The 11,949-nt window shown below is 37.2% G+C and carries 10 protein-coding genes and 1 pseudogene; 4 read left to right on the forward strand and 7 right to left on the reverse strand.

What is annotated here, in order from left to right:
- Window positions 1-284 precede the first annotated feature (284 nt).
- Window positions 285-1,664 (reverse strand): MobQ family relaxase, encoded by a 1,380-nt coding sequence (gene mobQ / locus FTV13_RS14880; protein WP_180012477.1) that lies wholly within the window; start codon window positions 1,662-1,664, stop codon window positions 285-287.
- Between the two features lie 209 nt (window positions 1,665-1,873).
- Here mobQ and FTV13_RS14885 point away from each other — a divergent pair, with 209 nt between their 5' ends.
- The 3 genes from FTV13_RS14885 to FTV13_RS14895 all read left to right on the forward strand — a co-directional run bounded on the left by FTV13_RS14885 (window position 1,874) and on the right by FTV13_RS14895 (window position 3,561).
- On the forward strand, window positions 1,874-2,140 hold the full coding sequence (locus tag FTV13_RS14885) for a hypothetical protein (RefSeq protein WP_006581723.1): 267 nt from the start codon (window positions 1,874-1,876) through the stop codon (window positions 2,138-2,140).
- A 17-nt stretch (window positions 2,141-2,157) separates the two neighbouring features.
- Window positions 2,158-2,877 (forward strand): hypothetical protein, encoded by a 720-nt coding sequence (locus FTV13_RS14890; RefSeq protein ID WP_001218546.1) that lies wholly within the window; start codon window positions 2,158-2,160, stop codon window positions 2,875-2,877.
- Between the two features lie 213 nt (window positions 2,878-3,090).
- Window positions 3,091-3,561 (forward strand): spore coat U domain-containing protein, encoded by a 471-nt coding sequence (locus tag FTV13_RS14895; RefSeq protein ID WP_166134623.1) that lies wholly within the window; start codon window positions 3,091-3,093, stop codon window positions 3,559-3,561.
- 12 nt (window positions 3,562-3,573) lie between these two features.
- Here the strand turns inward: FTV13_RS14895 and FTV13_RS14900 are convergent, their stop codons facing one another.
- From FTV13_RS14900 to FTV13_RS14915, 4 genes are read right to left on the reverse strand one after another with little or no spacing between them, the layout of a single operon-like run.
- Window positions 3,574-4,560: a spore coat U domain-containing protein gene (locus FTV13_RS14900; RefSeq protein ID WP_180012479.1), complete on the reverse strand. Its 987-nt coding sequence runs from the start codon at window positions 4,558-4,560 to the stop codon at window positions 3,574-3,576.
- Window positions 4,551-6,896, reverse strand: a complete 2,346-nt coding sequence (locus FTV13_RS14905; protein WP_180012481.1) for a fimbria/pilus outer membrane usher protein — start codon at window positions 6,894-6,896, stop codon at window positions 4,551-4,553. The genes FTV13_RS14900 and FTV13_RS14905 overlap by 10 nt, the downstream gene beginning before the upstream one ends.
- A gap of 37 nt (window positions 6,897-6,933) precedes the next feature.
- Window positions 6,934-7,683 (reverse strand): molecular chaperone, encoded by a 750-nt coding sequence (locus FTV13_RS14910; RefSeq protein ID WP_180012483.1) that lies wholly within the window; start codon window positions 7,681-7,683, stop codon window positions 6,934-6,936.
- A 24-nt stretch (window positions 7,684-7,707) separates the two neighbouring features.
- Window positions 7,708-8,247 (reverse strand): spore coat U domain-containing protein, encoded by a 540-nt coding sequence (locus FTV13_RS14915; protein ID WP_180012484.1) that lies wholly within the window; start codon window positions 8,245-8,247, stop codon window positions 7,708-7,710.
- 589 nt (window positions 8,248-8,836) lie between these two features.
- On the opposite strand from FTV13_RS14915, the pseudogene FTV13_RS15810 reads away from it, so the two are divergent.
- Window positions 8,837-8,979, forward strand: a pseudogene (locus FTV13_RS15810) (helix-turn-helix domain-containing protein); the annotation flags it as partial.
- 1,010 nt (window positions 8,980-9,989) lie between these two features.
- Here the strand turns inward: FTV13_RS15810 and FTV13_RS14920 are convergent.
- Entirely contained in the window at window positions 9,990-10,505 is a 516-nt protein-coding gene (locus tag FTV13_RS14920; protein WP_180012486.1) for a plasmid replication DNA-binding protein, read from the reverse strand.
- A gap of 78 nt (window positions 10,506-10,583) precedes the next feature.
- Window positions 10,584-11,513 (reverse strand): replication initiation protein RepM, encoded by a 930-nt coding sequence (gene repM, locus FTV13_RS14925; protein WP_180012488.1) that lies wholly within the window; start codon window positions 11,511-11,513, stop codon window positions 10,584-10,586.
- Window positions 11,514-11,949: the final 436 nt, after the last annotated feature.

Raw genomic sequence — 11,949 nt, forward strand, 5'->3', positions numbered from 1 at the left:
AATTTTTGGTTCACGTTTTCGTGACTTTTAGAAAAAGCAAAAGCAACTCGGAATTCGCTTCGCTCATCAGCTTTTTTTTCTCGCTACGCTCGGTTTAGGAATCCAACTTGGAAAGTTCGCACCCATACGGGATGCTCTGCCATGCAGGTGATTGATGGATAGGGAGCTTGTAATCAGGGAAAGGCATGGGCAAATTTTCTCAGTTCGCTCGTAGACACTCGCTCTGTTTAGCGACTCATGCCACGAGATTTCATTTTAGGAGCTTGTTGCTGTGCTTTGAGCTGTTATTCTTGTCTGAGTTTCATCTGTTGTTCTGCTTTGATCTCATCCACACATTTTTTAATGACTTGATAGGATGGGTATAGAGTCTGGTATTGCTTGGCTTTGGCCGGATGTTGTTGTTGGTACTGCTTCCAGGCATGTTCTTTGAATTTTTCATTTTCCAATAAATCCTTCACACCATGTTTTTTCTGGTGTTCATGCTGACCTTTCAGTTTTTTGTGTTCTTGGTAAATCGCATCACGTTGGGCTTCCCAGGCTTTTTTTCCAAACAGTAAGGGTTTGTTCTGGGTTAATTCGTTGTGTTGATCGACCAGGCTTTGCAATTTGTCATGACTTTGCTTGAGTCCGCTTTTCACGATCTCCTGGGCAAGGTGCTGATTGAACTCGTTTTGATGTTTGTGGTGCTTGGTCAGGTTTATTTCGGCTTGTTTGAGATTGCGCTGCATAAAATCCAGGTCTAGATTCGCGTCTTTTGCGCTGATTTCGCGATTTAGCACTTTACCAAGGGTTTCCCTCTGTTTTTCCTCAAATAGGGCTTTTTCGTCAATTGGTGACGTTTTAGCGCTATTTTTGATTTGGGTCTGCTGTTCAGTTTTCAGTGTGCTGAGTTTTATCTCATTTTCAGCAATCAGCAGATCCATATTTTTGCCGTATTGCAGCTGCGCCTGATTTCTCTGTTTGATTTCATCATTACTACGGCTGATTTCGGTCTCAATCCCTTTTCGGCGCAGTTCGGTGACTTTCGGTCCTTCGTGCAGGGTGGCTTCCAGGCCATTCTCCTGGTCTTTGTAGCTGCGGTGGTCGACTCGGGCGGTGTATCCGGCTAGATCCAGGTGCATATTGCAGATATCGGCAAAGTGTTCGCGCCAGTGCTCGATTTCTCCACTGTGTTTCTGATCGAGTTTCCGGGTTTTCTCTGTAAAACCTTCTGGCGTAAGTTTACGTGTGCTCATTAGGATATGGGCGTGATAATTGCGCTCATCACTGCCGGATCCGGTATGCGGTGCATGAATACAGGCATCGACTGCTACCTGATGTCTTTCCACGATACTGGCACATAATTCTTCGAGCATGGCCAGACGTTGTTCCTGGTTCAGTTCACTTGGAAAGGCAATTTCAAATTCCCTGGCGACTGTCGAGTTTTTTCGGGTTTCCCGTTGTTCAACTTCGTTCCAGAGTTTTTCTCGATTCTTTAAATGCTCTGGTGCGCCTTCGGGTAAATAAATTTCTTTGTATTCCACACCGGTTTTTCGGCTGTAGTCATGTTCTCGGCCTTCACGTTCACAATAGATCTTTTCACCTGCCCGATAGGCAATCGCAGCAGTGGCGGAACGTCCTGCTGATCGTGCTACGGTTTTGACTGAAAAGTGGTAAATCGCCATGCCTGTTTTTCGCTTTTAAATTTTCACGTCGTGAAATACAACCGTGAATACGGTTGTCGGGGTATTGGGGAGACCCCAATCGTACTTGCAAACGAAGTTTGCATAAGTGCGCTCTTCGAGGAAAACATTACTATACATATAGCACCTTGAATGCATATTCAAGTGCGCTTATGTTAGGGATGGTTTCCCAGGATGATGGTATTGGATTAATGAGCGTTACTGAAACACTAGACAGCAAAATTAAAGCCCAGGAAGAAAAGCTGAAACAGCTTAAAGCTCAAAGACAAGCAGCACTGGCAAGAGAACGTGCTAAAGAGAAAGAACAGGCTCGTAAAGATGATACTAGACGCAAAATTCTAATCGGATCTTGTATGCTAAAAATCACTGAAGAAGATGAACAGGCCCGGGCAAAATTGATTGCACAGATGGACAAGTATTTGACTGATGAACGTGATCGTAAGCTCTTTAATTTATAAGTGATAGGAAATCAATCATGGCATTGAGCCAATTCGATATTATTAAGTCTTTAGGTGAATCTATTGAATGGTTTGAAAAAGAACTCTCTTGGGGAATGCCTATTGCAGAATTAAGGCATTTAACAGGAAGAATTGGGGAACTTTATGTAGCTATGATGACCTTAGGACAATTAGCTGATTCAGTTAATCAGAGAGGTTATGATGTAGTTTCCAGTACTGGACAAAGAATTTCTGTTAAGACTGTTACTACAGCAAGTCATGTCGATTTTAATCTTAAAACGATTGAGTTAGTGGACAGAATTATTGTTTTAAGAATTAACCCAGAGGACCTCTGTATTGAAGTAGTCTATGACTTAAATATGGAGCAGTTTCAGGCTAAGTCACGAGAATACAAAGGGAAATATATTTTAGGTATTTATAACAAAATACTTTTAGCTAATTCAAAAATAAATATAGGGTTAAATATTCCTACTGAAACAGAACTGAAAGTTGAAAATAATCATGAGCTATTGATTTTAAATAATATTTTTTATGATGGATATGAGATAAAACAATATGAAAATGCAAAAATTGAAGTTTATAAGGATGGTGAAAAACAACCATCAGCTAAAGAAATTTTGAGGCAGATAGCCCTCCCTTTAAATGTCTCTTTAAATAATTCAGCCGGAAATCCTAAAAATACTCAGCAATTAGGGGATCATGTGATCAAGGCAATAAAGAACTTTAGATCAACCTGATTTCGCATAAGAGTTTTTATGTTAAATCTAGCCTGTTTGCCCTTTTATTTTTGAATTGTTTACTAGATGGCAGCATAGTTGAGTAAAATCGAATAATATGATTAGAATCATGAAATTTAGTGCGTAATCCAGACTATTACTTTAAATAGTTAGCTTTTTACTCTCTACAATTCAGATTAATATAATTATCTATATTGGATATAGGCACATTCAATGAAAATTTTTAAATATTCATTTGTAATTCTAGCTGTAGTTTCAGTCTCTGCTTATACCATGAGTGACCGGCAGTCCACACAGTTTCAGGTCAAAATAAAAGTCAATGAAATTTGTGATATCGGCACAGGTTCTACTTCTAATATAGATTTTGGTACGATTTCTCGTAATACCCAAAATATCCAGGCAACGGGTAGTCTAAATGTTTCATGTACTAATGGTACGCCTTACAATATTTCACTAAATAGTGATGGTACACTAAAGAATACTCAGGATGCTTCCTTGAAGCTTTCATATCGACTTTATCAAGATGCATCTATGAGCAAAGAATGGGGAAACAGCTCTGAAAATCGTTTTTCACAACACGGTACAGGACAAACTCAAAATATTACCATTTGGGGGAAAGTGCCTGATACTAACGTTCCTGCCGGTCAATATATAGATACAGTTACTGCTACGATTACCTATTAAATATAGAGTTTTCTAATAAGTTAAAGTCACAGTAATGGTATCGGAATATTTCCCTATACTGCTAATGCTTTGCGATGGGACCATCGCATAAATAGGGATAGTCTGGTGGGTTACAGAATATGAAGTATTCGCCTGCCAAATGTTCGAGTGACTTGGATCCTGATATAAACCGTATTGAATATAACTTCCTAAAGAATTTTTCATACGTCTTTGTGAGCCCAATGGATTTAGACCATTATTTAAACTTACCTTCATATTGGTACCCATTGGACATGCTAATTGAATAGTCCCTGAACGATATAGAGTATTATTCAATAGCTCCACTGAACCAAAATCTATATCTGATGCAGATAAAATCAAACAGCTATTTTCATAGTTAGAATTGACGACTATATTGTTAGTTGAGCTATTTTGACTAGCTAGAGCTTCTAAATCTGAAGGTACTTCTAAGCCATAGCGATAAGCATAGTATAGCTTTATGGAAGTACTATTGGTTTTATAGGAGCCGGCAGGTACATTTTGTCCTGCAAGAACTTGACCATACATTTTGACCAATGTACTCGGACTTCCTGTATTAGCACCTACTTGAACAGACTGGCACTGAGCTGTATTTTTAGCGTCTGAGTTTGGTATCTTGCGTGTTCGTGCGACATCATAATATAAGTTATAATTTAATAAGGAAGCAGGATAGTTGTCATAGTTAATCATTGTGCGAGGATCTTTAGCCGCTGGATCTATACTATCAACTACCATACATATCTTATATGTCACGGGCTGACTCCAGTTTGAATTACATGTTACGGTAATATCCGTAGAAGCTGTCATCGAGCCTTGAATGTTCGCTGTGCCTAGGCTTAAATTACCTCCACTTACCCAGCAACTCTCTGCATAAGCAGATGAAGAGCATATGCTATAAGCTAAAAACAATAAGCTCATACAAGCTAAACGCTTGATGAGGCCATAAGCTTTGATTCGGTTAAATTGATGAGTTATTGACATACCACCCTTCCTAAATCGCTAAAACCTTCAAGAGTGGAAACTTCAGGAAGATTCACTTGGCATTGCTTAAGCTCATCGCCAATATATAATTTATTATTTTTCACATCATCTAAATATACAATACCATCATGAGCTACAATGGTTTTAGGAGGCTGCTGTATTGATGGTTGAATATCCCAAACAGATTTACCCACTGCTAGATTCTCTCCCTGATCATCGACTGCCTGTAATTGAACGGATTTCACTTGATACATTGGAAAACGAACGAATACACCACTTGCCTGACGAGGTACAACATCTTGCTGTGTTGTTTCTATTTTTAAATTTATGGGTAGGTTTAGGGTATCAACTGCTACACTATTATGCTGATATGGATTTAGACGATCCAATAGCAAATATCCTTTCTGATTAGTTTTACCAATCAAACGATTCTCCATACGCACCGGTACGCTAGCAATATTATCTGTTGAGACAATAGCAAATGAACCGTTACTCAAACGTGTGGGGAGTATCACATCTTTTAGAATAACTAAACCTCCGTTGACTGAGGCAAAAGCGCTGGTATTATTTTGTTGGTCTGATGCTGTATGTTGCACATTTAACTGTGCTAACCCATAGCGACCGAGATAGTCGATCTGCCCCTGAAATTGTGAGTATTGATCTGTACGATTGGCCATGGCTTGCCATCCCATCCCTCCCTGATCTTGATTTAGCGCATGCATTATATTCACACCAAACTGTTGGTTATCATGACTACGCTGTATTGATGCTGTGGCTGAGTTGCGTTGCGCCCAAGGGATATTAAGTGATAGATAGTAACTATCTTTTTTATTAATTAAATCATGACTATAACCTAAATTCATGTTCATACGTCGCGGCAAGATATAAGACCAGTTCAGCAATACAAACTTACTCTCTTGCTCTGTGTATTTTTGCTGGATATAGCTACTTCCCAACTGACCAATTTTAGTATTAAAACCTATATAAAATTGGTCTGACTTACTGGCAAATGCCGCATCATTCAAGCTGGCAATATCATTAAACTCACCAAACTGTCGTAGCCCATTATAATTTAAACTTATTAATGTAGAGTTCCAGCTATAACCTAGGCCTAATAATTGTCCATGTTGCTCAGGTGTACGACTATAAGCATAAGAGAGATTAAGCTGTCCTGCACGTTTGCCTAATTGATAGAGTGTGCCTAGTCCTACCTGTTGCAATTGATCGGTCAATTCAGTATGTGTTTCCAGAGTAAGTTTATTTGATATTCCATAACGATAGCTCCCACTAAATGCAGGATCTTGTGCATAATCAAATGAAGATAAGCCATAATTTAACTTTGGATAACCTACATTAAAAGACCAGTCATTTAAGCCTTGTGCGAGTAGGTTATTTGTACCATATAAGGGAATACTCAGTACTTGCTGTTGGCCATTAATATCTGTAATGACCATTTGTGCATTGCCTGCACCTGTAATACTCGGTACTGATTGAATATCAAATTGCCCAGGTACTATATTTTCTGAAAACTGCTTAATACCATTAATTATTAGATCCACTTGTGACGGTAATGCTACCTGGCCTTTAAAACTCATTAAGGGAGTCGTCACGGTATAGGGTTGTAAAGCGAAATTTTTCGATAAGCTAAGACCACTCAATCGAGTAGAGCGTGTCCATGATAGTGCATTACTTTGTGCATCACCTAAACGTAGTCTAAGCAATTTTTCTGGGATATCTTTTTCCCAATATGTATCCAGTATATGATGATTTATAAAGGCATTATCTTGATATTGGTAGTTACCAGAAAGGCTGAATACCCCACCAAATAGCCCAAAAACACGAAATTCATTCCAACCATTTAAAGAAAATATATTCTCATACTGCTGAGCAAAAGCAGTGTAATTGAGTAAGACACCTGTTTTTTCATGCAATGGATTAACTTTTGCAGCAGGCAGATGCTGATAGCCATATTGATGTTGACTGCTTAACAGTGTAATAGGTACTTGGATTGAGATTTTTTGATTGAGGTCGTCATATTTATAGCTTAGCCCTTCAATCTGATCAAGTGCGATATAGGATACCTGATCAATTATGATTGGTTCTATCTCGGTAGTAATGGCGAAATTTTTTAAGGAAGCTAAATCAATATAGAGTTGCTGATCTTGTTGTAAAAAATGACCAATTTGAATCTGTGTAGACTGATTTACTTCTACATCCAAATACAATTCCTGTTGAATCGCACTGGCTATATTGGATGAGTATTGTTCTGCAAATGTTGTCGGTGCTGTGACCAGCGTCATTCCTGCAAGTATAAAATTGCTTGCTCGAACATTCAATGATCAGAAACTCCCTATCCCTAAAGCTTATTTTGTATTAGGGAGATAATGGTAGAGTTTGTTCACGAAGATCCATATTAACTACAGCTATAAACTTTCCACCACGCGTAACATTTATATTATTTGGAATTTTCCATTGCATGCTTTTCCCACTAAGTACATAACCCATCAATCCCATTTGAATTGGTATTTTTTTGCCTTGCGCATCCATGTAGGCAAACTGACTAAAGCGCTTATAATGACCAGACTGATTGTTGATTGTTAGTGTTTGCTTATTATATTTAAAGCTCATACCTTGCAGGGATGTTATGCCTTGATCTGTATCATTACTGTCCGATACTTTTAAAAAAACAGGAATGGAATATTTGAGTAACAATTGTAGACCACTTTGTACATTAGTCTGGGAGTTAGGTAATTCATCCACGATGAGGCGATAAGCTTGTTCAGTCGTACTTGCTATTTGAGTATTGCGGATCAATCGAACCAATTGCCGTTGTCCGGCAGGAATGCTAATGACCATAGGACTAGCAATTAGATCTTTGGAGTTTGTTAAAATATCTTGTTGATTGCTTTGCGTCCAAGCGTTCACCCGTACTTGTGCACGAATACTCTCATTACCTGTATTGGTCAACCAAAGTTCTTTGACTTTTTCTTGTGGTGAAAATTCTAATAAAATAGGCGCAACTTGCAAACTGGCAGCATGCGCCTGTGTTATAAAAATACTAGCTGCCAAGATTCCTGCACCACAAATGTGAAATACATGAGAGAATTTGGCTGGCTTTTTCATGTGGACTCTTTACGATAATAAAAATTAATAAGTTACTGTAGCTGTGACGGTATCTGCATAGTTACCAGCGCGTACATTTGTAGAGCCAGATAATTTAGCAACTACAGGGATAGTCTGTACAATACCTGAACCAGTTGAAGAATATTGGTTATTGTCGTTGTCCCACTCTGCTGTATCACTGGATGCTTTAAATAATTTATAAGCAATGCTAGACGTAGGGTCAGTCGTATGAGTCATTTTTCCACTACTAGATAAACCAACGCTGTAGGGTGTCTGACTGGTACAGGTTACATTTAGATTACCTGTTTTATCTGTTGCTGTGATACCACTATTTACTTGACCGAAATCGATATCTGTAGCACTGATCGCACATGTTGATACAACTTCAATTTTAACTTGGAAGGTTGTATCCGCAGCTTTAGTAGAAGCATTCGTCTGTCCTGCTATAAATAATCCAGAAGAAGCTAATAATGCGGTAGTGATAAGATTTTTCATATAAGGGCCTATTAATAATGAAACAGATGGTTTTTTTAAAAACTTGCTGTTATTTTTTAATAGTTTCATAAAAAAATTTTACTACTAAAAAATATAGCGTGAAACATATCACATTTTATGGGGTTTTCAAGAGTTTTTGATGTTTTTTTGAGCTATTTTATATTTTTTCATTAGGTATACATCTCTAAGTTTGATTAAAAGGTAAAAGTAAAAAAACCTGGCATCTTTCCAGGTTTTTTTACTTTTGCGGGCTTAGTGCAATTTGTATCTTACAGTGCATTCATAGTGCTTTTTTAATAACTATATAGAACTTCCTGTTTTGGCTTAAGAATTATACGAATTTTCTAGTATTCAGAATAGCTGCAAAGTACTGAGACTTATGTGAGTTAAAGAATACAAATGGCTTAAATTTCACCCATAATAGCTATTGAGAATTTCTGAACTAAGATGTGTAATAAATTACTAAGAACCGTATAATTTTAAATAACTCGAATTTTGCTTAAGCAAATGAGATCAATCATCTTGATGACTTATCCATAAGTTTGAACATAGAAAGTCTATGATTTGATAACACTAAAAACTGATTAGAATTAATCTGCTTTGTTCCATAAAGAATTTAAAAGTAAAGTTTCCCAAAATCACTCAAATTTAAGTGACAACTTGGGTAACCCAGGCAGAATTTGCTGCACGTTTGCATATCAGCGCGAGAACCCAACAAAGTTGGGAGAAAGGCCGTCATTTCCGACTGGTCCTGTAGCGACTTTATTCCGTATTCTGAATGCTCATCCAACTCTGATTTAAAAATTTTAAATAATAAAAAACCCCGGCATCCTGCCAGGGTTTTTCGTATTGGTTCGCTCGGTATAACTCCTGTCGTACCTTAAAGTCCTTGTGCTTATCTCTTGTTATTCTTCTCTGGAGCATCCTGCTCTCTATGCCTCTATCATAGGAAAATTCTAGTATTCCGGATAGCCGCAAAGGGCCGAGTTTCATGTGAGCCAAAGCGTACAAAATAGCCTAAATTTTATCCCCAGCAATTGGGGATAGTTTTGGAACCTGGATCCGTATGAAATGGGCACTGATTGTCAAATTGATCATTTATTAATCAATTTTCTTGGCAAAATGTTACAGATTCGCTTAAAAACTCACCAACTTATTACAAAAGCGACTTTTTGCTGATTTCTTAGTCATAACTAAAATTTTAAGTGATTGATATTTATATTAATATACAATTGTATTGCGTATAACCGCCATTATGTTAAATGGGGAATAAAATACGATCATATATTTATCATCCGATTCTTTTTTTGATAGAAAGAACCATTCTTTCTTTATTTAAATATCTGATACAGTGGCACTTATATAAAATATTATAACTTAGGTGGTCCATGCCTAGCCTAACTCTCAAAGCGACATCAAAAAGATGCTTCGAGCCTAAAGTTTTAATGATTCTAATTGAGTGTCTGCCTTATGAACAAAGGCCTCCTATCAAAGAGTTATTAACCTCTTATCCTGTAGAAATTAAACTAAATTTAACTCCAGAAGTCTTAGAGCCCACTATCGAAAAAATACTAAAACGATTAGGCAGAGTATTTATTATCAGTAAGTAGATCAGTTCTGAAGTGTTCTTAAAATTAACATAATACACCTTATACGAAATGCTTGAAATTTGTCCTTTAGCCTCAATAGTTTAGTCAAAGCCGTTCTAGGGTTCAGCGCACTAGAACGGCTTTTTTGTGATTTTTCATGTTCCACGCCTATTCTTTGAGCAATGTTTCACAACTTTGTTCATATCAATTAAACAATCATGGTTAATCATAGGGTCTAAAAAAACGGCTCCAAAAGCCTCTTTTTTCAGGTTCCACATATTCAGGGATTGGAATCCGTTTAGGTTCGGTAGTAGTCAATCCGTCATGTTTCGTATTATCGGTGCTCGGTTCTGGCTGTACTTGAGCTGCATTCGCTTGCGCCTGTTCTTGATCGGTAAACGTAGTCATATTGGTTTTTGGGGCTTCCAATAAGCGCTGCATCGTTTCAATCTGGTTTTGATAAAAGGATTCCCGGTCTTTGGCATCCAAAAGCTGATTTTTCAGCATGTCTATCTGCTGTCTAAGCAGTAAAACTTCTGCCGAATTTGGACTGTCTATTTTTACAGATTCTTTTACATCCTGTTTTTTAACTGGCTCCCCAAAAACACGGATAGCCTCTGCTAGATCAATCTTATTTTCAGAATTTTTGCTTAAAATTCCTTTCTTTATATTGTTATAAATCGTTTGTCTATTGATATTGTAAAGCTTGGAAAGTTCAAGAACTGTAAGGGTTTTCATCCTGTAAATCTATGCCTAAACTTGTAAAAAGTTACTGCCTATTAGACTGTCTAATAGGCAAATGATCAAGTTTAAATTTTAGGCAGATGCAAAGCCAACTTTTTGAAGATAAGGGAATAATTCTTTGAATTTTTCACTATCCTGAAGCATTTCAGCAATACGTATAGCAAATTGTGGATAGCTTTCTGTACCCTGAGAATACTTCCCCATTTCTGGTAGTTCAGAAAGTTTAGTAGCAAATAAATAGCGTTGCTTATCTGTCATCCTCGAAAACAGATCAGTTGTATTAAGATCTCTATTAGTTTCTATAGATCGAATAGTTGCTTTCTTTGGCTTAAAGCTAAAAGAAAATCCTGAGATTGAACGACCTTTTTTATGCTGTTCGTATTTAACATTGATATCTGAAAATTCGTTGATTTGGTCTACTGCAATATCTAAAACACGTCTCTTAAATGCTTCCATTCGAGTGTATTCGTTAACACCTATACCAAGTTGACTACGAAATTTATTTAATTCATAAACAGGCGTTTTTCCTACAGACTTCCATTGCATTAAGAGTTCATAAAGACGTACTGCATAAACGCTTTTGAAGTCAGCAGTTTTTTTCAAATGATAACTAGTAAAGTACTGTTCAAACCCATCTATTTTAGTGACATGTTCAATTACCACACGAGTTAGGGTAACTAAAATTCTTCCTTCACCTTTCCGATAATTAGCATCTTGAATCCAGCGACTTTTTGTTAAAGTTCCATCTTCATTGGTAATCGTGAATTGTCTCTTAAAAAGAGAATCTTCTGCTTCAATTAACGCTAAATAAGCTGCATCTGGAGAAACGTTAAATGCTTTAGCATATCTAAGAGCATCTAATTCTAAAGGTTCATCTGTTGATAATCCTTGCCCAGTCTCACGAGCATCTACAATTGCAAGCTGAAGTAAACGGGTTTCGCTTAAAGTAAGTGTCTGTAAAGCTTGTACAAGTCTATTAGATTTTACGACCAAGTCTGTCATGTCATTCTATGTAGCAACAAATATTTATTATGTTGTTATAACAACATAATAAATATTTGTTGTCAAATACCGAGGAAACGTTGCTATATAACCGAGGAAACGTTGCTATATAACCGAGGAAACGTTGCTATATAACCGAGGAAACGTTGCTATATAAAGCTTGAAAGCCTTGTAAATAAAAGGATTCAGCCATCTTAAAAACATTTAAAAGCTTAAAAATAATTAAAAGCATATTTTATGAAAAATTGCCCTTGGTTTTCGCTCCGCTCAAACTCTATTGAATCTCGCTTTCGCTCGATTCGTCGGGGCAATTTTTGGTTCACGTTTTCGTGACTTTTAGAAAAAGCAAAAGCAACTCGGAATTCGCTTCGCTCATCAGCTTTTTTTTCTCGCTACGCTCGGTTTAGGAATCCAACTTGGAAAGTTCGCACCCATA

The sequence above is a fragment of the Acinetobacter sp. YH12235 genome (genome assembly GCF_013417705.1).
Taxonomy (GTDB): Bacteria; Pseudomonadota; Gammaproteobacteria; order Pseudomonadales; family Moraxellaceae; genus Acinetobacter.